Source organism: Marinobacter salinus, from assembly GCF_001854125.1.
Classification (GTDB): Bacteria; Pseudomonadota; Gammaproteobacteria; order Pseudomonadales; family Oleiphilaceae; genus Marinobacter; species Marinobacter salinus.
Genome location: NZ_CP017715.1, coordinates 253224 through 280114, shown reverse-complemented (window position 1 = coordinate 280114; position 26891 = coordinate 253224). Strand labels below are relative to the sequence as shown.

Annotated in this window: 26 protein-coding genes; 13 read left to right on the top strand and 13 right to left on the bottom strand. The window is 56.9% G+C overall.

All coding sequences use genetic code 11. The features are described 5' to 3' along the window. Nucleotides 1–42: 42 nt before the first annotated feature. Both BKP64_RS01355 and BKP64_RS01350 read right to left on the bottom strand, forming a co-directional pair. Nucleotides 43–1725 carry an AMP-binding protein gene (locus BKP64_RS01355; protein WP_070964976.1) on the bottom strand — a complete coding sequence of 561 codons (1683 nt, stop codon included), beginning with the start codon at nucleotides 1723–1725 and terminating at the stop codon, nucleotides 43–45. A gap of 342 nt (nucleotides 1726–2067) precedes the next feature. Further along, complete coding sequence (locus BKP64_RS01350) at nucleotides 2068–2496, bottom strand: Lrp/AsnC family transcriptional regulator (protein ID WP_070973501.1); 429 nt, start codon at nucleotides 2494–2496, stop codon at nucleotides 2068–2070. A 115-nt stretch (nucleotides 2497–2611) separates the two neighbouring features. On the opposite strand from BKP64_RS01350, the gene BKP64_RS01345 reads away from it, so the two are divergent. Together BKP64_RS01345 and BKP64_RS01340 are read left to right on the top strand one after the other, a co-directional pair. Then, nucleotides 2612–3733, top strand: coding sequence for an arginine N-succinyltransferase (locus BKP64_RS01345; protein ID WP_070964973.1), 1122 nt, complete (start codon nucleotides 2612–2614; stop codon nucleotides 3731–3733). Beyond that, nucleotides 3723–4529, top strand: coding sequence for a DUF1338 domain-containing protein (locus BKP64_RS01340; protein ID WP_070964970.1), 807 nt, complete (start codon nucleotides 3723–3725; stop codon nucleotides 4527–4529). The genes BKP64_RS01345 and BKP64_RS01340 overlap by 11 nt, the downstream gene beginning before the upstream one ends. 24 nt (nucleotides 4530–4553) lie before the next feature. Here BKP64_RS01340 and BKP64_RS01335 read toward each other — a convergent pair whose 3' ends face one another. Then, the gene (locus BKP64_RS01335; RefSeq protein ID WP_070964967.1) at nucleotides 4554–5210 is read right to left on the bottom strand and encodes a protein-L-isoaspartate(D-aspartate) O-methyltransferase; all 657 of its coding nucleotides are present in this window, start codon (nucleotides 5208–5210) and stop codon (nucleotides 4554–4556) included. 190 nt (nucleotides 5211–5400) lie between these two features. Between BKP64_RS01335 and BKP64_RS01330 the strand changes: the two genes are divergently transcribed. Beyond that, nucleotides 5401–6066 carry an AbiTii domain-containing protein gene (locus BKP64_RS01330; protein ID WP_070973500.1) on the top strand — a complete coding sequence of 222 codons (666 nt, stop codon included), beginning with the start codon at nucleotides 5401–5403 and terminating at the stop codon, nucleotides 6064–6066. Nucleotides 6067–6080: 14 nt separating this feature from the next. Here BKP64_RS01330 and BKP64_RS01325 read toward each other — a convergent pair whose 3' ends face one another. Then, nucleotides 6081–6857, bottom strand: coding sequence for a TSUP family transporter (locus BKP64_RS01325; protein WP_070964965.1), 777 nt, complete (start codon nucleotides 6855–6857; stop codon nucleotides 6081–6083). 105 nt (nucleotides 6858–6962) lie between these two features. Between BKP64_RS01325 and BKP64_RS01320 the strand changes: the two genes are divergently transcribed. The 6 genes from BKP64_RS01320 (at nucleotide 6963) to BKP64_RS01295 (ending at nucleotide 13496) form a co-directional block, all read left to right on the top strand. Continuing rightward, entirely contained in the window at nucleotides 6963–8840 is a 1878-nt protein-coding gene (locus BKP64_RS01320) for a methyl-accepting chemotaxis protein (RefSeq protein ID WP_070964962.1), read from the top strand. 95 nt (nucleotides 8841–8935) lie between these two features. Continuing rightward, a complete protein-coding gene (locus BKP64_RS01315) occupies nucleotides 8936–9997 on the top strand; it encodes a PA0069 family radical SAM protein (RefSeq protein WP_070964959.1) in 1062 nt (353 codons plus the stop codon). Nucleotides 9998–10060: 63 nt separating this feature from the next. Next, nucleotides 10061–11788, top strand: coding sequence for a L,D-transpeptidase family protein (locus BKP64_RS01310; protein WP_070964955.1), 1728 nt, complete (start codon nucleotides 10061–10063; stop codon nucleotides 11786–11788). 15 nt (nucleotides 11789–11803) lie between these two features. After that, nucleotides 11804–12256 (top strand): hypothetical protein, encoded by a 453-nt coding sequence (locus BKP64_RS01305; protein ID WP_070964951.1) that lies wholly within the window; start codon nucleotides 11804–11806, stop codon nucleotides 12254–12256. A 4-nt stretch (nucleotides 12257–12260) separates the two neighbouring features. Further along, entirely contained in the window at nucleotides 12261–12548 is a 288-nt protein-coding gene (locus tag BKP64_RS01300; RefSeq protein ID WP_070964948.1) for an Rdx family protein, read from the top strand. Nucleotides 12549–12710: 162 nt separating this feature from the next. Beyond that, on the top strand, nucleotides 12711–13496 hold the full coding sequence (locus BKP64_RS01295; RefSeq protein WP_070964942.1) for a ZIP family metal transporter: 786 nt from the start codon (nucleotides 12711–12713) through the stop codon (nucleotides 13494–13496). On the opposite strand, the gene BKP64_RS01290 is transcribed toward BKP64_RS01295, so the two are convergent. Further along, the gene (locus BKP64_RS01290; RefSeq protein WP_070964940.1) at nucleotides 13488–14414 is read right to left on the bottom strand and encodes a LysR family transcriptional regulator; all 927 of its coding nucleotides are present in this window, start codon (nucleotides 14412–14414) and stop codon (nucleotides 13488–13490) included. The genes BKP64_RS01295 and BKP64_RS01290 overlap by 9 nt on opposite strands. Before the next feature lie 188 nt (nucleotides 14415–14602). Here BKP64_RS01290 and BKP64_RS01285 point away from each other — a divergent pair, with 188 nt between their 5' ends. The 3 genes from BKP64_RS01285 to BKP64_RS01275 all read left to right on the top strand — a co-directional run bounded on the left by BKP64_RS01285 (nucleotide 14603) and on the right by BKP64_RS01275 (nucleotide 18525). Then, nucleotides 14603–16114, top strand: a complete 1512-nt coding sequence (locus BKP64_RS01285; RefSeq protein ID WP_070964937.1) for a CoA-acylating methylmalonate-semialdehyde dehydrogenase — start codon at nucleotides 14603–14605, stop codon at nucleotides 16112–16114. Between the two features lie 28 nt (nucleotides 16115–16142). Continuing rightward, nucleotides 16143–17810, top strand: a complete 1668-nt coding sequence (locus BKP64_RS01280; RefSeq protein WP_070964933.1) for a GMC family oxidoreductase — start codon at nucleotides 16143–16145, stop codon at nucleotides 17808–17810. A gap of 94 nt (nucleotides 17811–17904) precedes the next feature. Continuing rightward, the gene (locus BKP64_RS01275; protein ID WP_070964931.1) at nucleotides 17905–18525 is read left to right on the top strand and encodes a LysE family translocator; all 621 of its coding nucleotides are present in this window, start codon (nucleotides 17905–17907) and stop codon (nucleotides 18523–18525) included. A gap of 6 nt (nucleotides 18526–18531) precedes the next feature. Here the strand turns inward: BKP64_RS01275 and BKP64_RS01270 are convergent, their stop codons facing one another. Further along, entirely contained in the window at nucleotides 18532–19194 is a 663-nt protein-coding gene (locus BKP64_RS01270) for an NAD(P)H-binding protein (RefSeq protein WP_227515622.1), read from the bottom strand. A 112-nt stretch (nucleotides 19195–19306) separates the two neighbouring features. Then, the gene (gene mtgA / locus BKP64_RS01265) at nucleotides 19307–20008 is read right to left on the bottom strand and encodes a monofunctional biosynthetic peptidoglycan transglycosylase (RefSeq protein ID WP_070964925.1); all 702 of its coding nucleotides are present in this window, start codon (nucleotides 20006–20008) and stop codon (nucleotides 19307–19309) included. Nucleotides 20009–20166: 158 nt separating this feature from the next. Here mtgA and BKP64_RS01260 point away from each other — a divergent pair, with 158 nt between their 5' ends. Continuing rightward, nucleotides 20167–20679: a DUF2244 domain-containing protein gene (locus tag BKP64_RS01260; RefSeq protein ID WP_070964923.1), complete on the top strand. Its 513-nt coding sequence runs from the start codon at nucleotides 20167–20169 to the stop codon at nucleotides 20677–20679. A gap of 38 nt (nucleotides 20680–20717) precedes the next feature. Here the strand turns inward: BKP64_RS01260 and BKP64_RS01255 are convergent, their stop codons facing one another. The 6 genes from BKP64_RS01255 to BKP64_RS01230 all read right to left on the bottom strand — a co-directional run bounded on the left by BKP64_RS01255 (nucleotide 20718) and on the right by BKP64_RS01230 (nucleotide 26853). Beyond that, the gene (locus BKP64_RS01255) at nucleotides 20718–21464 is read right to left on the bottom strand and encodes a substrate-binding periplasmic protein (protein ID WP_418287601.1); all 747 of its coding nucleotides are present in this window, start codon (nucleotides 21462–21464) and stop codon (nucleotides 20718–20720) included. A gap of 261 nt (nucleotides 21465–21725) precedes the next feature. Continuing rightward, nucleotides 21726–22616, bottom strand: coding sequence for an EamA family transporter RarD (gene rarD / locus BKP64_RS01250; protein WP_070964917.1), 891 nt, complete (start codon nucleotides 22614–22616; stop codon nucleotides 21726–21728). A gap of 19 nt (nucleotides 22617–22635) precedes the next feature. After that, nucleotides 22636–23523 (bottom strand): DMT family transporter, encoded by an 888-nt coding sequence (locus tag BKP64_RS01245; protein WP_070964914.1) that lies wholly within the window; start codon nucleotides 23521–23523, stop codon nucleotides 22636–22638. A 112-nt stretch (nucleotides 23524–23635) separates the two neighbouring features. Further along, on the bottom strand, nucleotides 23636–25822 hold the full coding sequence (locus BKP64_RS01240; protein WP_070964912.1) for a hypothetical protein: 2187 nt from the start codon (nucleotides 25820–25822) through the stop codon (nucleotides 23636–23638). Next, nucleotides 25819–26553 carry a TVP38/TMEM64 family protein gene (locus BKP64_RS01235; RefSeq protein ID WP_070964909.1) on the bottom strand — a complete coding sequence of 245 codons (735 nt, stop codon included), beginning with the start codon at nucleotides 26551–26553 and terminating at the stop codon, nucleotides 25819–25821. The genes BKP64_RS01240 and BKP64_RS01235 overlap by 4 nt, the downstream gene beginning before the upstream one ends. Before the next feature lie 63 nt (nucleotides 26554–26616). Further along, nucleotides 26617–26853, bottom strand: a complete 237-nt coding sequence (locus BKP64_RS01230) for a TIGR02647 family protein (protein WP_070964906.1) — start codon at nucleotides 26851–26853, stop codon at nucleotides 26617–26619. Nucleotides 26854–26891 lie beyond the last annotated feature (38 nt).

The window sequence follows — 26891 nt, the reverse complement described above, 5'->3', positions numbered from 1 at the left end:
GGTGGCACCGCAGGGAGTCACCGGCGTTTTAACGTCCGGAGATCAGAATTCCCAGACCACTTTCTTCCTCTGGCCAAACCACGCATCCATTTTGCGTGTGTAGAAGTCTTCAATAACATTCCGTTTGATTTTCATTGTGGGCGTCAGCATACCGTTTTCCATGGTCCATGGCTCTCTCACGATCACCACGAATGCCAGCTTTTCATGGGCCTCGCACTCCAGGTTCACGGCATCCAGCTCTGCCGCCAGTTCCCGGTCCAGCCCTGTTCTATCTCCACCCGCTTCCAGCTCATTCCGGGCTTCCTCAGAAAGAAGCACCATCAGGCATGGCTGGGGCTGGTTCGCACCGGCCACGCACACCACCTCCGCCTTCGGGTGGTTAAACCGATTCTCGATCGGCACCGGCACAACGTACTTGCCTTTTGAGGTCTTGAACAGGTCCTTGACCCGCCCGGTGATGCGCAGGCAGCCATCACTGTCGATTTCACCCATGTCACCGGTTTTCAGGAAACCATCGTCTGTCACGTCTTCCCGGGTTTTCTCTTCGTTCCTGTAATAGCCCAGCATTTGTCCCGGGCTTTTCACCTGAACCTCTCCGCCTTCGCCAATACGATGTTCCACTCCGGGGTTTGCCATACCCACCGACCCCACTTTCGCCTTACCCGGACGGTTCGCGTGGGAGTAGCCGAAGTTTTCGGACATTCCGTAAACTTCCAGTAATTCCAGCCCAAGATTCCGATACCAGCCAATAATTTCCGCAGACAGCGGTGCAGCACCGGTCAGCGCCGCGCGACAATGGTCGAGCCCAAGCTGTCTGAGCACTTTCTTTTTTACCAGAGATCCCACAATGGGAATGCTGAACAGCAGCTTTTGCTTTTTCGGTGGCAGCTTCGCGTTTACGCCGAGATAAAACTTCATCCACAATCTCGGCACAGAAAAGAATAACGTGGGGCGGGCTCGTTGCAGGTCCTCCTGAAACGTGTCCAGGGAATTGGCAAAATACAGATGAAACCCGTAATACAGGGACTGAGTCTCTACTGCTGCCCGCTCCGCCACATGCGCGAGAGGCAGATAGGACAACATGCGTTCATCCGACGACACCGGAAAAAGCTGCTGCAGCCCGTCGGCCACAGAGATCATGGTGCGAAAACTGTGCATCACGCCTTTGGGCCTGCCGGTGCTGCCTGAGGTATAGACCATCGTCGCCAGATCATCAGGGTTTGGCATCTTTGGATCGGTCGGCTCAGTCTGCGCGACAATGTCACGCCACTTGGGCGTATCGTCCCTTGGCGACATCGGCAACGAAATGATCGGAAGATCTGCGGGGATATGGGCCTTGATGTCATTCCAGCCATCCGCAGTGCCATCGAGCTTCCCCAGAAACATCAGCTTTGCCTCACTGTGTTCCAGGACGTACGCCGCCGTATCTCCGTTAAGGGTCGGGTACAGAGGTACCGAGACATGTCCGGCCGCCCAGATGGCCAGGTCCGCAAGGATCCAGTGAGCACTGTTCTTGCCTAGAATCGCGATGTTGCTGTGCTCCGGCAAGTCAAGGTTCATCAGGTGTGCTGCCATCCGGGACACCTGATCCCCCGCATCTTTCCAGGTGATGTCTTCTGTGTGCCCGTCCGCAAATGGCTGGGTGAGATACACCTCATCGGGTGTAGTTTCTGCCCAGTAATACAGGCAATGCAGAGATGTCTGTTTCCGGGGGTCTACCGACATGTAAGGCTCCAGTCGTTTTTATCATTGTTTTAACAACGTTGCTTTCATCAGTAATACAATAGTAGCGGGATTCCCGAAGGGCTCAATAGCAATAAATCCCCGGCAGACTGGCCAATTCGGCCGTTAATGAGAGCTGGCTCCCAATTTGTTTCGTGACATTGATCAAGGATGGTCTAGAGTGAAGAATGACGCGTAAGCATTAGCTCACTGTAGGAGGTGACTATGAGTACATCGACCCGTTCTTCCCTGATTTTCCCCGCCTGGGGCATTATTCTGATGGGCTCCGGCGCTTTTCTTTATTGTGCTTATGCCGGGCTATTGGGCTCCTGACCGCGACTGAAGTTAACGACGAAACCGGGTCTCCAGCACCACCGCCGAATTCGTTCGTTCAACACCTTCAAGATTACCGATTTCATCCAGAACAGCGCTCAGCTCCTCCAGGGACTGGGCCTGTACGATAGCGATCAGATCGTACTCACCGCTTACCGAAAAGAGCTGCGATACCTGGCTAATGCCCTCCAAAGCAGCGTTGGTGCGGGCCGTTAATTTCTGTCGAACTTTTATGGATACATGGGCCTCCACCTGGTTCGCTGAGAATTCCCCCCCCAACAGCACGGAATAACCCCGAATAACGCCACCGGTTTCCAGTCGGGCAATCCGGTTCTGAACCGTCGACCGCGACAGGTGAAGGGTTTTGGCCAACTCTGTGATACTGGCTCTGGCATTCTGCCTGAGCAACATCAAGAGCTTCTGGTCCTGCTTTCCAATCATTATGCCCACCAATATCGCCGTTTCGAGAATATATTAAGTCATTTCGCTCATTCTGTATCTACATACTGACAGATTATCGCTTCATAATGTGCAAAATACTCCAAGGACGCAGGCCATGATTGTTCGCCCCATTGCCCACAAAGATCTGGACACGCTCTACGAGATCGCGATCGAGTCCGGCCCGGGGTTTACCTCACTAATGCCGGACCGCGATGCGCTGGCCCGAAAGATCGAGCACTCCATTTCGAGTTTTGATCAGTCTGTTTCCCAGCCGGGTAACGAGCACTACCTGTTTGTTCTGGAGAATGAGTCCAGCGGAGAGATCATGGGCACGACAGGCATTGAGGCGTCGGTCGGACGCGCTCGGCCCCTCTATCATTTTCGTCGCAATACGGTGACACACCACTCCCGGGATCTTGGCCTGCGACGGAGCGTGGAAACCCTGACCCGCTGCAGTCACTACGCTGGCTGCACTGAAGTCTGCTCCCTGTACCTGCGCCCGAAATTCCGCCAGGGCAACGCCGGGAAACTCCTGTCCCGTGTTCGCTTCCTGTTCATGGCAATTCATCCCGAGCGATTCTCTGATACAGTCATTGCCGAGATGCGCGGTGTTTCCGACGCCTCTGGCCAGTCGCCTTTCTGGAACTGGATCAAAGCTCACTTCGTGGATATGGAATTTGCATCCGCTACCAGCCTGGTCGGGTCCGGTTATACCGACTTCATTGATGAACTGATGCCCTCACATCCTTTATATACCTGCCTGATGAGCGCCGAAGCGAGAGAGGTTATCAGCCAGGTGCACGACCACACCCGGCCGGCATTACGCATGCTTGAAACGGAGGGGTTCACCCATAAGGGCCTGATTGATCTCTTCGATGCAGGCCCCACAGTAGAGTGCCCGCTTACTAGCATTCGGAGTGCCCGGGACTCCCGGATCTGGAAGGTGGAGACTGAAGCTGAGCGCTCGCAAAGCGCCAAATTCACGAGACTGCACCAGGAACGGATTGATACCCCTGTTCTTATAGCCAATACTCAGACAACCGGTTTCCGCGCCACCGTTACGACTGAAGCACATGTGCGGCCACGTACGGAAACCCTGATCTTGTCCCGCGCCCTCGCCACCGGGCTTGGGCTGGACACCGGCGCCACCTGCCGTGTCCTGCCGCTGGTTGGCCGGAACCAGAATGCGCCGGCCAGTACCGAACAGACTTACCCTGAGGTTCATTATGCACACTGATCGCAACACGCTTTTCGAGCAGCTTTGGCAAAGTTATCAGGCGGTGACGCCCTCTGCCGTTGAGATCCACCGCATCCTGGGCGCCGAGGAAGGCCATGCCATCGTTAACGATCACATTGCGCTGCGCACCTTCAATTTGCCGCCAGTTGGGCTCGAGGCACTTGCCGAACACTTCCTGGCCCTTGGCTACCGCCAGGGTGGTGAGTATCACTTTAAGACCAAGAAGCTGTATGCGCGGCATTATGAGCACCCGGATCCCGAGGCCCCGAAGGTCTTCATTTCTGAATTACTGGTAGAGCAATGTTCCCCGGCACTGCAGGCGGTGGTAAAGAATCTGGTTGCCCAAGTGTCCCCTGAGAACGTCACCGCAGACGATTTCCTCTATTCCGGCCGACATTGGGGCATGGATTACCAGACCTACCGAGAGCTTCTGGAAGAGAGTGAATATGCGGCGTGGATGGCAGCATGGGGTTACAGGGCCAATCATTTCACCGTAAGCATCAATCATCTGGACCACTTCCAGACCGTTGAGCAAATCAATCAGCTTCTGAAGGACAACGGCTATACCGTGAATGCCTCCGGGGGCGAAGTAAAAGGGTCGCCGGCTGACCTGCTGGAGCAGTCATCGACCATGGCTGATCGTGTGCCCGTCCGGTTTTCGGACCGTGAAGAAGCCATTCCCAGCTGTTTTTATGAGTTTGCGCTGCGTTATCCAGAACCCGACGGAACCCTATACAGCGGATTTGTTGCTGCTTCCGCAGACAAGATCTTCGAGAGCACCAACGCCGGCATGTAAAATGCGGGCGCAGAGGGTTTCAATTCAGGACCAGCCCTCTTCGCCCAGCAAAGGCACAAACCGGACGTCGCCAAAGTTGTCACTGTGGAACTCCGTTTCCGAGATCCGGATGATTCTTCGCAATGACTGCACTGAGTGCTCCGAACCCACAGGAATGACCAGCTTCCCTCCGATGGCAAGCTGGCTCTTCAGGGCTTCCGGGACAGTCGGGGCGCCCGCAGCCACGCATATGCCATCAAAGGGCGCCTCCTCTGGCCAGCCCAGAGTGCCGTCGCCGCATCGCACCTCAACATTGCTGTAGCCTTCAGCCGCCAGTGTCGCAGCCGCATGTTCAGCCAACTCCGGGATGCGCTCAATGCTGAACACACGAGACGCAATGCACGCCAGTACCGCGGCCGCATAGCCAGATCCCGTGCCTATATCCAGAACCCGCTCCCCACCCTCAAGGTCCAGCCCTTCCGTCATCAGTGCGACAATATAGGGCTGGGAAATAGTTTGGCCAGCACCTATGGGTAGCGGACCATCCTCATAGGCACAATCGATCATGCCGCGTGGGACAAACTTCTCTCTGGGCACCCGTCGCATGGCCTCAATCACCAGCGGAGAAGAAATGCCCCGGCCAATAATCTGATAGTCCACCATCGAGGCCCGTCGGGCCGAATAATCCTCTTCCTCAATCATGGTTTGCCTCCTGAATCAAAGGCCACTTACTGGCCGTTACAAAGGAGTTACTTTTTTACAACGGCACTACTCGCCCTCACTGTCTACTTTCTATACACGGCGCGCCGGACAGACAACCATGCGGCAGCCAAACAACAACAAAAATCTGGCAGCCGGGAGAGCCTCAATGCCCGTTGCCGAGGAGGACAACATGTCAGCATCCACCAATCACCTTGATGAGCGGACCACGGATTCATCCGAATTGCTCGCAGATATCATGCCATCTGCCATCACCCTCGCGATGATGTTACGTCAGAAGAAAATGGCGGCATGGCTACGCACGGAATTTGATGGCTATCAGGACCGTGAATCCGCACCTCCCTATCGCCGGGATCTCCCCGGACATATTGTAGCCCGCTCTCCACAGTATGGCTGGATTCCCGCGCCGGTAAATGACCAACAGAAAGGAACCTACGGTCACCTTGATCTGATTGAGGGCACCAAGGCTCTGGAGAAGATCTGTGTAAACAGCAAGAAAGGGGACGGAAACCGCATACTCCTCGATAAAGACGCCATGCTCGAACTGCAAAAGCAGATCAATCTGAGCGCGGAGCTTGCCATCAACCTGAGTCGTGAAATTTACTGCCGACTGCTGCGAACGGTAAGGGCCACGATTTACCTTTGGACTCAGGAACTGATGGCAAAGGGGCTTGAAGGCGAACACAACCATTACAGCAATGAAGAACGGGCCCAGGTGGCCGATCTGGACGACCCCGAACACTTCTGGCGCAGGGCAATGGAAGAGCTCGACAACCTGCCTGTTCCTGACGTGAAATCGGCAGGATTCTTTGAACGGGTTTTCGGACGGGCCGGATAAGCGGCCCCCGTGTCTTAACCCAGAACGCTGAACATGCCAACGCTGCTGACGATCAGCAGCACGGTTCCGAGCAACTGAAAGAACACTGGCGTTTCTGCGCGAAGGATTCGGTCATGAAAACGGAGTCCGATAACATGCCCCAGAGCGGCACAAGGAAGTAGCCAGAGATGATGAATCAGTTGCAGGTCAACGCCGGCCCAGATGAACGCTCCCATTTTGATCATGACCAGAATAAACCAGAGAGCGAACAGGGTATCCCGCAGCTTCTCCTTGGGTAGATGCTGTGCCGCAACTGCAATGATCAAGGGGGCCCCGATCAGGGAGGTACCGCTGATATAGCCACCCGCCATCAGGAACAGCGCGTCCACCGCCTTGCTGCCACTGCGAAAGGGTTTGTTGACAATGTAGGACACTGAATACAGGCCGACAATCACGAAAATGATGGCACTAAGAATATCGCCGGGCATGGTAATCAGGCCAAAAACCCCGATCAGTTTGGGCACGATCATGATCGCAAGAATTCGCCACAGGTAACGCCAATCCACCGTTCCCTCTGCCTTTTCCCCGGATGGATCCACGCGCTTTCGGTTGTTCATCCAGATGGTCAGAGACGAAAAAACCAGCAGGTGAACCGCGATAATCGGCAAAAAGACCAAAGGCTGGTCGAGCACCAGCAAAAGGAATGGTAAGGACAGGACAGCACCACCGAACCCAAGCCCGGAGCGAACAAAACCGCTCCAGATGAAGATAGCGGCAATCAAAACATACTGAACAATGCCGAGATCGGACATAACTTCCTTTTTTTCTGAATGGGGCCTCCAGTTATCTGAAACAGCGCCGATATACTCAGTGAACTAAAAACTGGATAGCACGAGATTTAAACCCGGAGAATAATAATGGCCCTGTCCTGGAAACAGAAATTTGCCGTTCTGATCGCTGCCACCTTCATCGGTCTTGCAATTGCGCTGGCGACCTCGCTAAGCGGCCTGAGCAAGGTCTCAGAGGCCTATGAGGCCCGTGGCCAGGCCAGATCCTACGAAACGGCATCACTGGGTCTGATGAACGACTGGCTAAATGCAGATCGTCTCAGCGAAAACCTGACTCCTGACGTTGTTGGCGCCTACCAGACCCAACTCGATTCTCTGGAAACGCAGGCCGCCGGACTAGCGACCTTGGCGGAAAAGCTCTCAGAGCCATCCATCGCCGGTACAGCGGAGGACATCCGCGATGCCGTCAACCAATATACCGATATGCGAAGAGAATGGCTCGGTCTGAGTCAGACCCTGGGCCTGACCAACAGCGACGGCCTGAAAGCAAAGATGGCTGGCATTGTCGAGAGCGACCTCCGGGAAATCGGTATTTCCATCTTCAACGATGACATCAATATTATCGCCTCCAACTACCGGGACTACCTCGACACCTTCGATGCCAGCTACGCTGAGAAAACCCGCGAAGCCGTGGCCCGAATGCAGGCTGTGGTCAAGGAAATGGACTGGCAGGATATCGAAATAGGACAGTCCGTTCAGGGGTTCGCGGACGCCTTTGCGAAGTCTGACGAGATCGTTACGAGCCTCGCAGACCTTGAAGCCCGGCTTGAGACAACCGGTTCGAATCTTCGTGACACGATTATCAGCCAGGGCAAGTCTCTTCGCACAGGTATTATTGCCTCCACCAGCGCGCAAGCAGAGGAGGCTCGGACGGCCTCCACCTGGCTGATCATTGCAACCTCCGCAGCGGTTCTGGTTGTGCTTATTCTGACCCTGACCGGCGCTTCGCGGACACTCGTTAAACGCCTGAATGAAGTCGTTGAATTGCTTACCCGGGTCGCTTCGGGAGACCTCAGCCAACGCCTTGAACCAGGCCGTAATACCAATGACGAATTCAACCGCCTGGGTGTCGCGACCAACAAAATGCTGGACGATGTTTCCAGCGTTATCGGACAGGTTGTGGAGGGCAACAAAACCCTGGCCAGCCTGCAGGGTGAACTTGACTCCCTTGTTGGCCAGATGGGTCGCAATGGCGAACAAGTTGAGGAAGAAACAGAGCAGACCGCAACCGCCGTCCAGGAAATCTCACACACCGCTGTCGATATCGCCAAGTATACCCAATCGGTCAATGAAGCTGCCCAAAGCGCCAACGGTGCGGCCCAGTCCGGCGCAACTGTCGTGAAACGCAGTGCAGACAGCATGAGCACCCTTGCCGAGCGCATCCAGAGAACCCATGACCAGATCGGCCAGCTCAGCAAAACCGGCGAGAAGGTCAACTCCATTGTTGATGTGATCAACAGCCTGGCAGAGCAGACCAATTTACTGGCCCTGAACGCAGCCATTGAGGCGGCCCGCGCCGGCGAGGCGGGACGCGGGTTTTCGGTCGTGGCAGATGAAGTCCGGTCACTGGCGGAAAAAACCGTATCGGCCACCAATGGCATTGCCGAAATTGTGGATTCCCTGAACCGGGAAACATCCGCCATCACCACCATGATGAAGGAAGGACTCCATTCCGCCGGAGAGGGTGAAAAAAGCGCCGAGGAAGCTGCCATGGCCATCGACCAGATTACCGGCTCCATCAACCAACTGGCCGGGGACATGAACCAGGTCGTGTCGTCTGTGGAGGGCATTTCCACCACCACCGAGGAGATTGCACAGAAAGTGGAGCAGATTCACGGCCACACCCGCGAAACTGCAGACATCCGGAAGCAACTCAACGCGCATATCGAGCGGCTGTCCTCACAAACAACCTCTCTCACCCGGGCATCCCAACGGTTCCGACTGTAGGTACAATCGCCAGACTCTCCTCCCCCTTGCGCACGCCATGTCGCAGGGGGTAGCATTATCAATACTGTACATATAAACAGTATTGGTAATCTCCCATGAAAACGCGCTCAACCGGCCTTAATCCTCATAATCGCTTTCAGCCCACCATAACGGACCGGACGTTCGACGACGGCTGGTATCAGCCTCCGGAAGACGAGCTGAATCCGGATTCCCTGGCAACCGAAGTGGTGAATGAAAAAGTACGCACCATCATCAGCCGGAACACCTCGCCGGATGTGCCGTTCGACCAGTCCATCAACCCATACCGGGGCTGTGAACATGCCTGCATTTACTGCTTTGCCCGGCCTACACACGCCTACTGGGACATGTCTCCGGGCCTGGACTTTGAAACTCGGCTGATTGCCAAATCGAACGCCGCCCGAAAGCTGCAGGAGGAACTGGACAAACCCGGCTACAAAGTCTCACCGATCGCCCTGGGCATGAACACCGACGCTTACCAGCCTCTGGAACGTGACCGGCGAATCACCAGACAGCTGCTTGAGGTTCTGGCCGAATATCGTCACCCGGTATCCATCATTACCAAGGGCGCCCTGATCCTTAGAGATCTGGATTTGCTCTCGGAACTAGCCAGCCAGAACCTGTGTTCCGTTCGCATCAGTCTCACGACCTTGAGCAATGACCTGAAACGCAGAATGGAACCACGAACCGCGGCGCCAGCAACACGCCTGAAAATAATCGAACAGCTCACCGGTGCTGGTGTGCCCACCGGGATCATTCTGGGCCCTGTAATACCGTTCATTAACGACCATGAAATTGAAGCCATACTAACTGCTGCAGCGTCGGCCGGAGCAACCTGTGCCAGCTGGATCATGCTGAGGCTGCCGCTGGAGCTGGATGAGCTGTTCCAAGACTGGCTACATCGACATTTTCCCCAGCGTGCCAATCACGTCATGAACCGGATTCGCGACTTGAGGGGTGGCAAAAGTTATGACTCGGATTTCGGAAACAGAATGACCGGCACAGGGCCCTATGCGGACCTGATTCGTCAGCGCTTTTCTATAAAGGCCAAACAACTTGGTATGAACCTGCACACAGAAGAACCACTGCGCAAAGATTTGTTCAGAAGACCCGCCGGGGAACAAATGGGATTATGGTAAGGTCCAGATATAAATTGCACCAATCGGTATCCGAAAACGTTCATGGATGAACCGGAGAAGCCCATGTCCAGACAAGGCGTTTTAGCCAGCGCAACGGTATTACTCCTTACGGTAACCCTTTCCTGGTTCCCGCCATGTGTTGCTGCGGACGAAGCCATCGTTGCACGAGTTGAAGCACTGGATGCCGGCTTTCCGGTAAAGGTTCTGGGTGACCCTTTGCTTGCCCGGCACGCACTCTCCAGTTTCTATGGCGCCCGGGGCTATAAGCCCGCCTGGACAGACCCCGAGCAACGCCGGCAACTGATTGATGCTGTGGAGCATGCCAGCTCCGACGGTCTGAACCCCGGGGACTACCACGGGGCTATTCTGTCCGAACTGGCCCTCAGGCGCATAGATCAATTATCCGAGGATCTGCGTGCAGATCTGGACCTGCTGTTTTCGGATGCCTTTCTCATGCTCGGCTCGCACTTGCTGGAAGGCAAAGTAAACCCACAGAACATTCACACAGAGTGGACCGCCAACCGCCGTCAACGAAAAATGGAGCTGGTTTTGGCCGAAGCCCTCAATGGCGCTGACATTCGCAGCTCGCTGGATACGCTGAGGCCCTCTCATGAAGCCTACCGAAAACTTGTTGAAGCCCGACAAAGAATAACCCGCCTGCTTGGCCAGCCCTGGTTGCCCCTTGCCGCCAGTCCGTCCATCCGACCAGGCGACCGGGACTCCCGTCTGCCGGAAATTCGCCAGAGAATGGCGGCATTGGGCGATCTTCCGGCATCGTTTACCATCAACGGACAGGACGGAGATCCGCAGTTCTACGATGCCGGACTGGAAAGCCCTGTCTCTGCATTTCAGGCCCGGCATGGCCTGGAACCGGATGGCATTATTGGCCGTAAAACCTTGGGCGCCCTGAACATGATGCCGGTCGAACGGGTTCGGCAGATCGACGCCGCACTGGAGCGTTGGCGCTGGCTGCCGGAGTCCCTCGGGCGCCGGTTTGTCATCGTGAATATCGCCGGTTTTGAGCTGAAAATGATTGAAAACGGCGAGGAAGTCCTGCGCAAGCGAGTCATTGTCGGCCGGCCCTTCCGACAGACACCGGTCTTCAGCGACCGTATCCGGTATCTTGTTTTTAACCCCACCTGGACGGTTCCCCGAAAGCTGATGATTGAAGATCAACTGCCACTGATTGTCCGGGATCCGGATTACCTTGACCGCCTGAACATCAGCGTATACAAGGGTTGGGGTGCAAACCGGACACGTATTGATCCAGAGACCGTCGATTGGGCCTCTTTGTCCGCAGATAATTTTCCCTACCAATTCGTTCAGGAGCCCGGCCTCCAAAATGCTCTCGGCCAGGTCAAGTTCATGTTCCCCAATGAGTACGACGTCTACCTGCACGACACACCGGGGCAAGGCCTCTTCAGCAGGGCCTCGCGCTCCTTCAGTTCAGGTTGCATACGTGTTGAACAGCCCTTTGACCTGGCGGCCCACCTGCTCTCTCAAAATCCGGACTGGTCCCGCGCAAAAATCAATGATGTGCTGGCAACATCCCGGCCGGTCACCGCGGTGCTGCCAGAGCCAGTGCCCGTTTATATCCAGTACTGGACGGCATGGGTCGATGACAATGGCCAACTGCAGCTTCGCAATGACATCTATAATCGGGATAGTCGCCTGATATCACGGCTCCGCGAAACACCAACTGGCGACTCATACCGCCCGACCCCGGTTGCCGAATCCGTGTCGCGCCCGGGTCGCATCTTGCAACGCCTGACAATACCGGGGTCGCATTAACGATGAGGAGTGACCATGAGATGCCCAGCGCCTGTTCTGCTCTGCATGCTGCTACTTGCCGGGTGCCAGTCCTTCTCCACAGGGCAGGAACACATCGGCACAAACACCATCTTGCTGAGCGCTCAGCATTGCCTCAGCGAGTACCTGAAAGAGCTGGAAAAAGTTCACTATGGCCCCTGCCTCAAAATCACTGAGGTAGACGACCAACCGCCGGAGATTCGCGAGGACGGGTTTATCGAGCTGCCCGTCGCAACAGTCGTCAGGCTTGGCACCAGCTGTGTCTACCGCCACGCTGACGGTTCTCCCATTCCGGCGACCATGGAGACAACGGAGTTCATGATAACCCGCAAGACATTTACCAGCCCCGGCGAGCGCTGGTACCTTCACGCTCACAAGCAGGCAAGACAGGTCGTTGGCTGCCAGCCCACACTTTCTCGCTCGGTTTACCCGACCGACAAAACGGATTAACCCCATGACCAATCGCGTCGACATTCACTATTGCACCGGCTGCCGATGGCTATTGCGCTCAGCCTGGATGGCGCAGGAACTGCTCACTACCTTCGAGGGCGAGCTCGATGAGCTTACGCTGCACCCTGGCACGGGTGGTATTTTCGAGGTATGGGTCAATGGCAAGCGCATCTGGTCCCGCAAGGACCAGCAAGGGTTTCCGGAAATCACCAGGCTCAAGCAGCTCGTTCGCGATGAGATCGATCCCGACCGCTCACTGGGCCATTCCGACCGTAAACAGGAAAGCCTTTAACTCCTGATTCAAAAAATCTGACCCTGGCCAATCGGTTTGCGCTTGCGCCCATGACCCGGACTAGTGCGGAGCCGGACGACGCTCCCAATGCCACGATCAGTAATGAACTGATCGTATAGAACCCATCGCTGCTATGCTCGTGGCAGGGCTTCGGGAGACTTCATGAACACGGATATCAGCATTGTCTGGTTAGGCGCCCTGGCGAGCCTGATGGCTGGCCTGGCCACCGGCCTTGGCGCTCTGGCGGTCTTCTTCATCAAAAGCCTGTCGGACCGGCTTCAGGATAGCATGCTCGCTGGTGCGGCCGGCGTCATGCTGGCCGCCTCGTTCTTTTCCCTGCTTCTGCCGGGACTGGAGTATGGTGAAACCCTGGTTGGCACGACCTGGGGTGCGGCGCTGCTTGTCATTTTTGGTGTTCTTTCCGGTGCCGCAGCCCTGTTCTATATCCATCAGAAACTGCCTCATGAGCATTTCGGTCTCGGTCGGGAGGGGCCCAGCGCCGCCCATATCCGGCGAATCTGGCTGTTTATCATTGCCATTACGCTGCATAACTTTCCCGAGGGCATGGCAGTCGGCGTCGGCTTTGCCGGAGGAGACGTACGCAACGGCTACGTGTTGGCAACCGGCATCGGTATCCAGAATATTCCAGAGGGACTGGCGGTCGCCTTTTCACTGTTGGCGATCCAGTACTCCCGGATCAAGGCATTCGGAATAGCTTTGCTCTCCGGACTCGCCGAACCCATTGGCGGTCTCTTTGGCGCATCGCTGGTGTGGCTTGCGGAACCGATCATGCCCTGGACCCTCGGCTTTGCGGCAGGTGCCATGCTGTTCATCATCAGCAACGAGATCATCCCGGAAACCCACCGAAACTCATACAAAACCCTGGCTACTTTCTCGCTACTAGCGGGATTCGTGGTCATGATGTTTCTCGATGCGACGCTAGGCTGAGCCAGCTGAATCAAGGTCATCGAGCAACCAGACGCCAGCCAGCGCTTCCAGGGCCTCGGAAATCACCGGCTCATTTTCCCGGTCCTTGCGCCAGATAAAACTCAGGGCGCACGGCAGCCGGACGCCATTTACGACCACAAGGCCCCGCTCCTGGCGCTCGGCCATAGCCAGGGCATCCCTGGCCAGGCTCAACCCGACCCCGGCACGCACCAGATCCAGCATGCAGGCTTCCTGATCCACCTGGGCGACGCCGTTCGGAACCAGCCCCCGGGGCTCCATCACACTGGCCAGCAACCGGTTATGCACGGAGTTTGGGGGTGTCACAATCCATGGTAGCCGGGCCAGGCTTGGCCAGCGCGTGTCGGCAACCCGTGCCGCCCAACCCGCCGGCGCAATCACATGATAGTCGAACAGTGTCAGCTCACGGTGCGCCAATTCCGACAGTGCGAGGCCAGGCCCGGCTCCGGGCGGTGCCAGAAAAAACCCGACATCCAGAGAGCCGTTTCTGACCTGCTCAAGAACACTCCCGCTCATGCCCTGATGAAGCTCCGTTTCCAGCTGCGGCGCACGGGCCACCAACCGATGCAAGAATGCGCCGAGGCGGATAAACTCCGGATCCACAATAGTGCCGATCTTGAGGCGCCCACGAACGGTACTATGCAACGCCCGGGCACTCTGTTCAAACGCGACCAGCCCTGCCAGGGCCTTTTCAGCCACCGGCAGCAGACTCTGACCATCCTCGGTCAGCCCCAGTCCCTGGGGCCTTCGGCGAAACAGTTTCAGGCCAAGATCATCCTGCAATTGCTTAAGTTTGAGACTGACTGCTGGCTGGGTCAGGTGAAGCCGCTCAGCGGCCCGGGACACACTGCCCTCGCGGGCCACTGAAACAAACGCCCGTAATCCTTGCAGATGTTGCATTACTGGTTCCTCCAACAACTCTATATAAGAATTACTTATATCATGATTTTAAAAATCTCAATTGCTTCATTGCCTGGCTGGCACTAATTTGTTTGTTTACTTCTTCATCAACTGCGCTTCAAAACCAGGCATAACGGTTATCGAAGAGAAAGATGAAAACAACAGACCAGAGCGGGAACGAGCCAACAATGAGCAATCCAACGATCCAGCATTATATTAACGGGCAAATGTCAGAGGGAACCTCCGGACAAAGCCAGGACGTTTTCAATCCGGCCACCGGCAAGGTTACGGGCCGGGTTGCTCTTGCCAACCAGGACGATGTTGGGCAGGCGGTAGCTGCTGCCAGTGCAGCATTTCCGGCCTGGGCTGACACCCCCCCGATTCGTCGCGCCCGCGTCATGTTCAAGTTCCTGGAACTGCTCAATCGTCACAAGGATGAATTGGCCGAAGCCATCACCCGCGAACACGGCAAGGTCTTTACCGACGCCCAGGGCGAAGTCGCTCGCGGCATCGACATTGTCGAATTTGCCTGCGGCATTCCCCAGCTCCTGAAAGGTGACTATACCGAGCAGGTCAGCACCGGTATCGACAACTGGACCACCCGCCAGCCTCTGGGCGTGGTTGCCGGCATTACCCCCTTCAACTTCCCGGTCATGGTCCCCATGTGGATGTTTCCGGTGGCTATTGCCGCAGGTAACAGCTTCATCCTCAAGCCCAGCCCGATTGACCCCAGTGCGTCCCTGATGGTTGCTGATCTCCTCAAGCAGGCCGGACTGCCCGACGGCGTATTCAACGTAGTCCAGGGTGACAAGACCGCCGTAGAGGCCCTGATCGAGCATCCGGACGTGATGGCACTCAGTTTTGTCGGTTCGACCCCGATTGCCAATTTGATCTATGAAAATGGCGCCCGCCACGGCAAGCGCATCCAGGCCCTTGGCGGTGCCAAAAACCACATGGTGGTCATGCCCGACGCAGACATGGACAAAGCCGTTGATGCCCTGATCGGAGCTGCGTATGGCAGCGCCGGTGAACGCTGCATGGCCATTAGCGTAGCGGTGCTGGTTGGTGATGTCGCAGACAAAATTGTCCCTCGCCTGGCGGAACGGGCGCGCGACCTCAAGGTGAAAAACGGCATGGATCTGGACGCCGAAATGGGCCCCATCGTCAGTGCCGCTGCCCACCAACGCATTACCGGCTACATTGAAAAAGGCGTGAACGAGGGTGCCAGTCTGATTGTGGACGGCCGGGAATTTAATGCGAGCGGGACCGGCGATGGTTGCGATGAGGGGTTCTGGATGGGCGGCAGCCTGTTTGATCATGTCACCCAGGAGATGACCATCTACAAAGAGGAAATCTTCGGACCGGTCCTGGCCTGTGTGCGCGTTCCTGACATTGCCACCGCCATCCAGCTAATCAACGACCATGAATTCGGCAATGGCGTCAGCTGCTTTACCGAAAGCGGCAGTGTCGCCCGGGAATTCGGCCGCCGCATCCAGATTGGCATGGTCGGCATCAACGTACCGATCCCGGTACCCATGGCCTGGCACGGCTTTGGTGGTTGGAAGCGCTCCATGTTTGGCGACACCCACGCCTATGGAGAGGAAGGGGTGCGCTTCTATACCCGCCAGAAATCAATCATGCAGCGGTGGTCCGATTCCATCGATGCCGGCGCCGAGTTTGTGATGCCAACCGCCAAATAATCCGCGACCAGATACCCGGAGAGCAGCAATGTCCGACAACAACAATGCCCATGGACAGCCTGAATTTGACTACATTGTGGTGGGCGCCGGCTCCGCCGGCTGCCTGTTGGCCAATCGCCTGAGTGCCGACCCGGCCAACCGGGTATTGCTGATCGAGGCCGGGGGCCGGGACAATTACCACTGGATTCATATTCCGGTGGGGTATCTCTATTGCATCGACAACCCCCGGACGGACTGGTGCTTCCGTACAGACCCGACGCCCGGTCTGAACGGCCGAACATTGATCTACCCCCGGGGCAAGACCTTGGGCGGCTGCTCCAGCATTAACGGCATGCTGTACATTCGGGGCCAGGCCCGGGATTACAACCAGTGGGCAGAAATCACCGGTGAAGACGCCTGGAACTGGGACAACTGCCTGCCCGATTTCATGCGCCACGAGGATCATCACCGGCTGGACGATGGTGGCGATGCCGATCCGGAGCACCACAAATACCATGGCCATGGGGGCGAATGGCGTATCGAGCGTCAGCGTCTGAAATGGAAAATTCTTGAGGACTTTGCCGAGGCCTGTGTGCAGGCCGGCATTCCCCGCACCCGGGATTTCAACCGGGGCGACAACGAAGGGGTTGATTACTTCGAGGTGAACCAGCGGGCAGGATGGCGCTGGAATACCTCGAAAGCTTTCTTGCGCAGTGCCGAGAAGCGCCCCAACCTGACACTCTGGCATTCCACCCATGTGATGGGTCTGGAAATGACGTCCGGCGAGAAACCCAGGTGCGCCGGGGTGCGGGTTCAGCGTCCCGGAAACAGTGAATTGCGCGCCCGGGCAACCCGGGAAGTCATCCTTTCTGCCGGCGCGATCGGTTCACCCCAGTTACTCCAACTGTCAGGCATCGGGCCAGCCGAACTTCTCAAGGAACACGACATCCCTGTGGTTGCCGATTTACCGGGTGTTGGCGAGAACCTGCAGGACCACCTGCAGATTCGCTCAGTCTATAAGGTGCAGGGAGCCACCACCCTCAACACCATGACCAACTCCCTGATCGGCAAAGCCCGCATAGGACTGGAATACATGTTGACCCGTTCCGGCCCAATGAGCATGGCGCCCTCCCAGCTGTGCCTGTTCACCCGCAGCTCCGAAGAGTTTGACCACGCCAACATCGAGTACCATGTTCAGCCCCTGAGCCTTGATGCGTTCGGGCAACCCTTGCATAGCTTCGCGGCAATCACGGCCAGTGTGTGCAACCTCAATCCGACCAGCCGCGGAACGGTGCGCATCCGCAGTACAGATCCGAAAAAGGCGCCCGCAATCGCACCCAATTACCTGAGCACACCCGAAGACCGGAAAGTGGCCGCGGACTCGCTCCGGGTTACCCGGCGAATTGCCGAGCAACAGGCCTTTTCACAATACCAGCCGGAAGAGTTCAAACCCGGACTGCAGTACCAGACTGATGATGAACTTGCCAAGCTGGCCGGTGATATTGGCACTACCATTTTCCACCCTGTCGGAACAACCCGGATGGGGCGCGAGGATGATGAAATGGCTGTGGTGGATCCCCACCTTCGCGTTCGGGGCGTCGCGGGGCTTCGGGTGGTGGACGCAGGCGTGATGCCGACCATCACCAGTGGCAACACCAATTCGCCCACACTGATGATCGCAGAGAAGGCAGCTGGATGGATTCTGGCGGGCCAGTAAAGCGCTTCCAACTTACTTGCAGTTATGAGATTTTTTGATGGCAACAGGCTGCTAAACTCTGCACCCCCGACCTGCTGTTAAGGATGCTTCTGCAATGACCCTCGCCACCTGGCTGACCGTTGTCACCATCTGCGTACTCGGCGCAATGTCTCCCGGACCTTCCCTGGCCATCGTACTGAAACAGACCCTGACCGGCGGCCGCCGGCACGGCATGACGACGGCCATCACCCATGGCCTTGGCGTCGGCCTCTACGCATTTCTGAGCATCATGGGCCTGGCAGCAATTATTACCGCGTCTCCGGTCGCATTCTCAGTCCTGCAATGGGGTGGTGCGGTGTATCTGGCATGGCTTGGGTTCAAAGGTTTGACGGCCAGACAGAGCGGTGATTCGGAGTTGCCCGATGCACCCACAACAGCCAGCGCAGCCCGGGATGGATTTCTCGTTGTCTTTCTCAATCCCAAGATCGCGGTTTTCTTCCTGGCCCTGTTCAGCCAGGTGGTCGGAACTGAAACCAGCATGCTGGCGAAGTTCGGCTATGCAGCCACTGCCATGGTGATTGATGGAGCCTGGTACCTGATAGTCGCCTGGCTGTTCTCAAATCCAAAATGGCTGGAGCAACTGAAACACAAAGCCATCTGGTTCGAACGAATCTTCGGGGCCGTTCTTGTTGGTCTGGCGGGGCGGCTTGTGTTCGGCATGCTTAACGGCAAATAGCCTGCCCTAATCCGCCAGATCAACGATGTCCGGATACTCCCGAACCTGAACCACTTTTTCTGCCACCATTTCAGACGCCAGACCACATACTTCGTTAACCATGGCACTGGCGACGGTTGCCGCCTCAATGCCCCGATATTTTTCCAGCGGACCAATGAGCGCACGATTAACCAGGGGCATCAGCCGGATACCAAGTGCCTCTGCGGTCCGCTGCTCCTCACGCTCCCCCAGCAGAAGACTCGGGTGATAGACCGAAAGGTATGGATAGTTCAGGCTGCGAACAGCATCTTCCAGCTCGCCTTTCACCCGGTTATAGAAAATCGTTGAGGATGAGCAGGCACCGATAGCGGACATCAGGATGAACGCCTTAGCACCGGCTGCCCGTCCGAGCTCGGCCGCCTTCAGGCAATACCCGAAGTCCACTTTTCGGAACTGTTCCCGGGAACCGGCCTTTTTGATGGTAGTGCCCAGACAGCAGACGATTGCATCAACATCGAAAAGATCTGCAGATGCCGCCAGATCATCAAAGTTGACCACCCACTGACTCAGCTTGGGGTGTGCCATGCCAGTCTTTTCTCGAACCGGCGCAACCACCGCCGCGATTTCCGACCGGGTAAGCAACCCTTCAACTACCTTCGCACCAGTCAGTCCGGTTGCCCCCAAAACCATAACTTTCAAAATTCTGCCTCCCGTCATCTGGCCTGGTGCCCACCGACACTGGCCGAAAATCACCGAAAGTATGACTGATAAATACCTCGCCGGGAAATGCTTCAGCGCGACGCTATTGCAGCAATCCACGCAAGTAATTCAAGCCAGACAACTGGGACATCTGGCCCTGGATCCAGACCACCCGATCCCAGACATAGGGGGAAGGATCCACCGCACTCAGCACCTTCGGGTTCGGCAGCACCGCCGCCAGCCTGGCCGCCTGAACCGGGGACAATCGGCTGGCCGGAACGCCAAAGTACAATCGGCTGGCCGCCCCCACTCCGTATACGCCGGGGCCAAATTCAGCGATGTTGAGGTACACCTCAAGAATTCGCCTTTTGGACCAAAGCAAGTCAAGACCCAGTGCCAGCCCGGCTTCCAACGCCTTGCGTACAAAACTCCGGCCATTCCAGAGAAAGAGATTCTTGGCCGTCTGCTGAGTGATGGTACTGGCACCGCGCAAGCCCTGACCCGCCTTATACTCGGCCAGCGCCTTTCGTATGGCATTGAAATCCACACCCCAATGATGGGGAAAACGCTGGTCCTCACTGGCAACAACCGCCAGCGGCATCCAGGGAGAAATATCCTCCAGATCGACCCACTCCTGATGCAACGCCTGACGGGGCGCGGCAAGCTGGTAGCCGAGCATGAAACTTGAGGTGGGTGGATTCACAAACCGGAACAGAACGATCACAGCGAGAATCATCAAAAGAGTAACCACCAGCGTCCACGCCACTGTATCCAGGAATTTTCGAATCAGGGATTTTCGCGCCACAACATCGCCACCAGCCAGTTTTGACTATTATCAAATAGAGGCGGCCAGTATGTCGTGCCTTGACGACTGTTTGAATTACCAATCATTCAGGCTGGCCGATCATCGAAGTAGCGAAATACCCCGTATAACGAGAGAGCCTGGAGCAGGAGGCAAAAGATATGGTGGAACATTTGCGGTATCCGGAAGGTATCCGGCTACTGCTGACCCCCAATCGTTCTCTCAGTTGGCGCGGGAACGTGCAGATCTGGGTCGGGTTATTTACGATCTCTGCCCTTATAGCGACCGGAATGGGGATCGCTGGCGCCTGGGTCATTATTCCGTTTGCGGGCCTTGAACTGGCAGCCCTCGCCGCAGGCATTTACGTCACTTCCAGGGCCTGCCAGCGAAGGGAGGTATTGACCATTGATGACGCCGACATCCACCTGGAAAAAGGTCGGATCGAAAAAATGGCGGAATGGACCTTGCCCAGGCGCTATGCCCGCCTCCGCCTGAATGCGCCTCGCCACCCCTTCACGCCACCCAGGATGGAGCTGATACACCGTGATACCAGCGTAGCGCTGGGAACCTTCCTGAACATTGAGGACACCGATACCCTCATACAGTTGCTGGAAGGGCGAGGCCTGGTGATTGAACGAAGAGAGCCCGATCCTGAAATCGGGCTCTGGTTCTAGATATCTGCTGCCTGGCTTCAGGGCTCGAAAAGAGCCTTCTACTCGTAGCGCGCCTCGATGGCGTCAAGCTCCCCGGCGGCGCGAGCGTCATCCAGAGCCCGCTGCAGGTCGGCGACAATGGCCGGGTCGGTATTCTTACTCAAAGCCAGATACATGGGGGTTTCACGGAACACCAGCACCGGCTTGAGTCCGGTAATGCCATGCTCCTGCTCAGCGACCAGCGGCCCGACAAGGCCGTCCGTCACCCAGAGATCCGCCTGACCCAGCATCAGTCGCCTGGTGTTCACATCACCCGACATACCCTTGGCCACATTGAACCCCTGATTCACCAGGTACTCCGACATGACATCGCCCTTGTAGCCGGCAATCTGAAGCTCCTTGGCGTCCTCCAGGCTGTCCAGGGTAATGTCCGAATCCGGGGCGGCAAAAAGGGTCCACTTGATTGAGGCCAGCGGCCCGACCCACTGGAACAGGTTTTCTCGTTCTTCAGTCCGGGCCGTGCAGAAGAGCCCATGATTTTCCCGGCCCTGGACCCAGTCGTATGCGTAGCTCCATGCCCGCATTTTCATCACATAATCATAACCCACCCGGGACAGCGCGGCCTTGACCATATCGCTGCAAATACCGGTGATATCGTCCTCATTATGGGCAAATCCCTTGCCGGATACAGACGCATTGTAGGGCGGATAATGTTCAGTGAAGATGTACAGCCGCTCAGCAGCGAGCGCTGCGCTGCCCATGGCCGACAGCATAAGGACCAACAGGCTGGATGTTGCGGCTTTCATTAACTTCGGCATAACTGCTGCAGTTTCTCTGGGCATTCTCATGTCCTTATCGACGATACAGGTAAATCAAGATGGGCCGTGACACAGCAGATTAACAGTAGCCAGAACCCGTAATTGCAAAAACTAACTAATGGAGGTTCAGGTTAGTCGACCTGGACGTTTCTGCCACCGCTCCCCATGATTGCGCGTCCAACCAGAAAAGTCAGTGACAAAACGTATCTAACGGAAAATCAAAGCCGCCAGTTGCCGGGGCATCAGAACTCAGTTCTGGCTCGCCGGCACCCGTGGCCGATAATGCCATGACGACCAGGTGTAAAGGCCCAGCGCCAGCCAGATAACAATAAAACTGGCCAGTTGTACCTGGCTAAGTGGTTCACCAAAAACCAGCAGGGCGATGAAGAATTGCAGGGTCGGATTGATGTACATCAGGAAGCCCACGGTTGCCAGGCGAAGCCGGCGCGCCGCTCCGGCAAACAGGAGCAGTGGAATGGCGGTGACAATGCCACTGGCCATCAGTAAGGCGCCGGTATAAAGGCTTTCACCGTAATGGGACAGGCCCGCATAACCGAGCCAGCCAAAGGTCATCAGCCCCACCGGCAATAACAAAAGGGTTTCCACGAACAGCCCGGACAAACCGTCCAGTACGACCTGTTTGCGCAGCAGACCATAAGTGCCAAAACTGGCAGCCAGCGCCAGAGTAATCCACGGCAGCTCGCCCAACATAATCAACTGGATCAGGATACCAATTCCCGCCAGCACCACCGCCGCCATCTGCCAGGGGCCCATCCGCTCGCGCAGTACCAACATTCCGAGCGCTACATTCACCAGCGGCGTCAGAAAATAGCCCAGGCTGGCCTGCAATACGTGGCGGGTTTCCACTGAATAGATGTAGACACCCCAGTTAGCCGCAATCAACAGCGCGCAGCCAAGCACCCGCCAGAGTTGTGCGGGATTTCCAAGTGCCGCCTGCACCGCTGGCCACCGCCGAAGCCCGCTGATTACCAATGCCAGGAAAACACAGGACCAGATGATCCTGTGGACCAGAATTTCATAGGCCGGCACACCCTCAAACAGGGCAAAGAACAGCGGAAAACAACCCCAGATGGTATAGGCAGAAAGACCGTACCAGACGCCCCGATTGACATCGCTCATAGCGTTCGTTTATCCCTGCTCATGCCGCTTTTTTCTGGGTGACGACAAGCGCGACACCAGTGATGGCCACCAATCCTCCGAGCATGGCCAGGCCACCGAGGCGCTCATCAAACAGCAGGTAGGCTTCAAGTGCGGTGACCGGGGGTACCAGGTAAAACAGACTTGCCACCTGGGAAGCTGCGCCCTGGCGGATCAGCCACATCAGAAGCAGGATGGCACCGATTGAGACGCCGAGAACCAGCCAGGCCATGGACAACTGCAACTGCAGACTCCACTCAACCTCACGGGATTCGAGGGCGAAAGCGCCGATGGCAAAAAACGTTGCGGCCGCGCCGTACTGGATCAGCGTACCAGCTACCAGATCTGCGCCGGTGCCATGGCGTTTCTGGTACACCGTACCCATGGAAATGCCCGCCAGCGCAAAGAGCGCCCACAATAATGCCCAGGGCGAAAAGCCCACGCCTGCCCCGTTGCCACCAAACTTCTCTATAAGCACCAGCGTCACGCCCACAAGCCCGAGCGCCAGCCCCAGCCACTGGCGACTGCTCACGGTTTCTTTCAGGAACACAACCGCAGCCGCAGCCGTTACAAGGGGCTGAAGACCAACAATCAGTGACACAATGCCAGACGCCATGCCGCCCTCAATCGCGTAATACACGCCACCGAGATAGCAGCCATGAACCAGAATGCCCGTAACGGCCAGATGGCCGGCACCCCGCCAGCCCGGCCATCGGGTCTTCATCAGCCAGGCCAGGCCGGCCAGCAACGTAAGCGTCAACAGCATCCGAAGAAGCAGAAGGGTAAACGGCTCCGCAAAAGGCAGGCCGTATTTGGCGCCAATAAAGCCCGTGCTCCAAAGCCAGACAAACAGGGCCGGAACGAAAAATGAATAGAAAAATGAGCGCATGCGTCGCAACCGGAATCAATATTTGTTTCAGTATCGCCAGTTTAGTCGTTAGCAGGCAAACAAAACAGATACAGAAAACCGGTTTAACGACCAGTACAGATCACGGCAACGCTCACGCTGGCAGTCTTACCTCAATGACCGGTTCATCCGTGTGCCAGTCCCCTTCCCAGGTAACATGGGGGGCCGAGCCCCGACAAGGCTGGATAGTGATGGAGATAGCGCCAAAGGTGGTGGGCGCCGGCCCGAACCGGATAGGCTTGTCCTGTTCAAGCCAGCGCGGGGGAATGCCGGCACACAGAATCAGCCGATCACCCTCCTCCCGCACGAAACAATTGCGCACCATCAGCACCCACTCAGCCGATGCCCAGACATGATGACCGTCCCCCATGCAACCACCACCGGTTCCGGGGTGAATGGCCTCTGGCCATTGGCCGGTTGGCGATGCCAGGCCGGCCACGGAGTCCATAAGCTCCAGGAAACGCGGATCCCCGGCCCGCAATAACACCTGGGCCACATGCAGTGTCAGATAGGCATTCAGCCCAGAGTGAATCATGTCCTGATAAAAGGCGCCCTTGACGAAACAGTTTTCCAGCAGGAATTCTACGCAATCCAGCAACCTCGGATCGTCGGGCCGGCAGAGCTGGGTCGGATAGCCCATGGCCAGCGAACCAATGGCACCGGCGTCCATCCGTCGATACGGTGACGCTGGCATCCCGGGGCGCTTGAGCCGGCGCTCGCAACTGGCGAGGCTCCGGTCTACGGCCTGGGTAAATTCCCGGGCACCCGCTGCAAACGTATCACTGCTGTTCTGATCGTCCGCCCGAAGCATCTGCGAGGCTGCCTTGAGACCGGCAATCCCCCAGAAGTCGTCCCAATAGTAATAATCGTTGGGCCCCAGATGTTCGGCACTGAAACCTGCCGGCAGCAGACCGGCGTGAGGTTTATCGAGAATTCCGCTCAGGCGTTTATTCTGGATCCAGCGAGCGCCTTTACTCACGGGATCAAACCAGTCAATGGACATTTTCCGGCCGGTCATCTCATGGAAGCGCTGCAGAATCCACAACACCTCCCCATTGGCATCCCACTCCCCCTCCTGCGAGCGGAAATATCCATTCTTCAACTGACGGTGCGGAAAGCGATTCAGGGCTCGCTCGGCCCGCTCGGTCATTCCTGAACACAGCAGTGCATGAATGATAAACGCAGCATCCCGGAACCAGAATCGCTTATAGGTGTAAGGCCCGGGATAAACGTCTCCAGGAGAGTGCAGCACCAGCGACCGTATTGCGGCATCGTAAAGGAACTGCCAGGTTTTATCCGGACACTCCAGCCGTGTATACCCATCCAGCGCCTTCTGCCAGGACTCGGGCTGCGCCGCGGCAACCGCTTTCTTCGTTAACGGCACCGTAATCGTGAGTTCGGTGGTCTTGCCGGCTTCAATCGGAAACAAAGCCGCCGCTGTAACCATCCCGACATCGCACTGGCCCTCTGTCTGATCCGCCTTATCGGCCAGATGAATGCGCACATCACCGTCTTTGTAGTCCGAAACATGATGGCTCCGGGCCGGCTGGCTGAAAAAGACGGACTGTATGCCTTCCACCTGCCATGCATCGCGACTTTCCGCCAGGCTCACCCGGTGGATAAAGGCAACACCCTCGGGGTTGGCCGGGCGCAGAGACAACACCAGCGAGCCGGAAACATCGGATTGCCCCCGCAGCACCAACTGGCATACCGGGCGCCCGTTCTCCACCACAACCTGGGCACGGCTGGTCAGCTTGAGCCCATCCATTTCCGACTCGGTCACCACGCAGGGGCTTTCTCCAAGCTCCTGCCACTGCCGACTGTTCTTGCACCGCGACGGCAGAAGGCAACGACCGTCATCAGCCAGCAACCAGCCGTCAAGCGACCAGCCATCGTAGAGCGGGGTGAGCAGCCCCCGGGGATCCACAACCGGCAGTGCCTCGATGTCCGGTTGTCCAACGGCGGTCCAGTTACGATTGCTCAGATTGATGTGAGTGATGGAAAAAGCACGGGGGATGAACGCGACGTCGTTGGGATCAAACTGTCGTTCTACCCAGTAGGGCCAGACCCAGTCCAGATTGTGTTGAATGACCCGGCTGTTAATCAGGCCCCGGGCGTGAAACGCCACACCCGCGCGCAGCAATTCAATGGGCTCGCCCACTTCCGAGGGCTGGGCAAAGCTGTGCAGCTTGGCTAAAAGCGCGATCGGATCAAGAAAACCATGCCGATGAGCCATGCGCTTGACCAGATAGCGCCAGGGCAGCCATTTCATCCAGCTCATTCACCACTCTCCTCTTGCCTTGACTCTGTCTCCAACCGGTATCGCGCCAGCGCCCGACGGGCCAGGCGATTGAGAAACACAACCGCCAGCACAGTGCCTATAAACCCTGCCCCGTATATCGTCCACTCCAGCGGCGAACGCGCGCCCTCCCGGGCGCCGAGCGTCGACAAATCTGCGGCCAGCGAGCCCAGATACACGTTATGCAACGAAAACGGTATGACCCCGAAGAAGGTCCCGGTGACAAATCCGCCAAAGGAAAAGTTAGTGAGGCCAAACAGGAAGTTGGATAATTTTCCGGGAAAGAATGGAATCAGGCGTGTCAGCAGTACAATCTTCCAGCCATGAGGTGCCATTTCATCACTCACCACGGAAAGCCGGGCGCGGGTCCGTATGTAAACGTGGGCATGATCACCCAGAAAATGCCTGGCAATGAGAAAGGCAGTAGCGGCGCCGAGAGTCGTGCCGATTACCACATACACCGTGCCTTCCACAACGCCAAAAACGAAACCTGCGCCGGTGGTGAGCAACACTCCCGGCAACAAAAGCACCACGGCAACTACCATGATGCCGATGAACATGATGGCGGCCCAGACTCCGAAGGAATCAAACCAGTGCAGCAGTTCCAGCACTTGCTGATGTACGCCAAAGGCATAGAGCAGCCCAACAACAGCTCCAACTCCGGCAATGCTCCCGGCCATCCAAAGGGCCGGTGACGCTCTCCAGTTGCTCATGGGCTCAGCCTAACGCGAGAGGACCGCAAGGCTCAAAGTGATGGCGTCCGGCCGATTGGTTACTCAGGCACTCAGAATGGACTGGAGCTTCTGGGTAAGCTCCACCGCTTCGGACCCCAGTGGCGTCAGATAACCGCCATCCTTCTGGCTGATCAGCCCCCGTTCAAAAAGGTGTTCAGCGGCTTTCACTGTTTCCGGAGCCGCCGTGTGGGAATGCACCTTGATGCCCTCCTGAGCAGATGTGGACGGAAACTGAGCCAGAAGATTGAGTTCAGCAAGGTGATCATCAGAGAATGGCATGGCATTTCCTCGTATTATTGTCGGTGTTTACACTCAGC

Excerpts from the sequence above, each read along its gene's own strand:
- BKP64_RS01355 (WP_070964976.1), bottom strand. The coding sequence starts at position 1,725 with ATGTCGGTAGACCCCCGGAAACAGACATCTCTGCATTGCCTGTATTAC.
- BKP64_RS01350 (WP_070973501.1), bottom strand. The coding sequence starts at position 2,496 with ATGATTGGAAAGCAGGACCAGAAGCTCTTGATGTTGCTCAGGCAGAAT.
- BKP64_RS01345 (WP_070964973.1), top strand. The coding sequence starts at position 2,612 with ATGATTGTTCGCCCCATTGCCCACAAAGATCTGGACACGCTCTACGAG.
- BKP64_RS01340 (WP_070964970.1), top strand. The coding sequence starts at position 3,723 with ATGCACACTGATCGCAACACGCTTTTCGAGCAGCTTTGGCAAAGTTAT.
- BKP64_RS01335 (WP_070964967.1), bottom strand. The coding sequence starts at position 5,210 with ATGATTGAGGAAGAGGATTATTCGGCCCGACGGGCCTCGATGGTGGAC.
- BKP64_RS01330 (WP_070973500.1), top strand. The coding sequence starts at position 5,401 with ATGTCAGCATCCACCAATCACCTTGATGAGCGGACCACGGATTCATCC.
- BKP64_RS01325 (WP_070964965.1), bottom strand. The coding sequence starts at position 6,857 with ATGTCCGATCTCGGCATTGTTCAGTATGTTTTGATTGCCGCTATCTTC.
- BKP64_RS01320 (WP_070964962.1), top strand. The coding sequence starts at position 6,963 with ATGGCCCTGTCCTGGAAACAGAAATTTGCCGTTCTGATCGCTGCCACC.
- BKP64_RS01315 (WP_070964959.1), top strand. The coding sequence starts at position 8,936 with ATGAAAACGCGCTCAACCGGCCTTAATCCTCATAATCGCTTTCAGCCC.
- BKP64_RS01310 (WP_070964955.1), top strand. The coding sequence starts at position 10,061 with ATGTCCAGACAAGGCGTTTTAGCCAGCGCAACGGTATTACTCCTTACG.
- BKP64_RS01305 (WP_070964951.1), top strand. The coding sequence starts at position 11,804 with ATGAGATGCCCAGCGCCTGTTCTGCTCTGCATGCTGCTACTTGCCGGG.
- BKP64_RS01300 (WP_070964948.1), top strand. The coding sequence starts at position 12,261 with ATGACCAATCGCGTCGACATTCACTATTGCACCGGCTGCCGATGGCTA.
- BKP64_RS01295 (WP_070964942.1), top strand. The coding sequence starts at position 12,711 with ATGAACACGGATATCAGCATTGTCTGGTTAGGCGCCCTGGCGAGCCTG.
- BKP64_RS01290 (WP_070964940.1), bottom strand. The coding sequence starts at position 14,414 with ATGCAACATCTGCAAGGATTACGGGCGTTTGTTTCAGTGGCCCGCGAG.
- BKP64_RS01285 (WP_070964937.1), top strand. The coding sequence starts at position 14,603 with ATGAGCAATCCAACGATCCAGCATTATATTAACGGGCAAATGTCAGAG.
- BKP64_RS01280 (WP_070964933.1), top strand. The coding sequence starts at position 16,143 with ATGTCCGACAACAACAATGCCCATGGACAGCCTGAATTTGACTACATT.
- BKP64_RS01275 (WP_070964931.1), top strand. The coding sequence starts at position 17,905 with ATGACCCTCGCCACCTGGCTGACCGTTGTCACCATCTGCGTACTCGGC.
- BKP64_RS01270 (WP_227515622.1), bottom strand. The coding sequence starts at position 19,194 with ATGGTTTTGGGGGCAACCGGACTGACTGGTGCGAAGGTAGTTGAAGGG.
- BKP64_RS01260 (WP_070964923.1), top strand. The coding sequence starts at position 20,167 with ATGGTGGAACATTTGCGGTATCCGGAAGGTATCCGGCTACTGCTGACC.
- BKP64_RS01255 (WP_418287601.1), bottom strand. The coding sequence starts at position 21,464 with ATGAAAGCCGCAACATCCAGCCTGTTGGTCCTTATGCTGTCGGCCATG.
- rarD (WP_070964917.1), bottom strand. The coding sequence starts at position 22,616 with ATGAGCGATGTCAATCGGGGCGTCTGGTACGGTCTTTCTGCCTATACC.
- BKP64_RS01245 (WP_070964914.1), bottom strand. The coding sequence starts at position 23,523 with ATGCGCTCATTTTTCTATTCATTTTTCGTTCCGGCCCTGTTTGTCTGG.
- BKP64_RS01240 (WP_070964912.1), bottom strand. The coding sequence starts at position 25,822 with ATGAGCTGGATGAAATGGCTGCCCTGGCGCTATCTGGTCAAGCGCATG.
- BKP64_RS01235 (WP_070964909.1), bottom strand. The coding sequence starts at position 26,553 with ATGAGCAACTGGAGAGCGTCACCGGCCCTTTGGATGGCCGGGAGCATT.
- BKP64_RS01230 (WP_070964906.1), bottom strand. The coding sequence starts at position 26,853 with ATGCCATTCTCTGATGATCACCTTGCTGAACTCAATCTTCTGGCTCAG.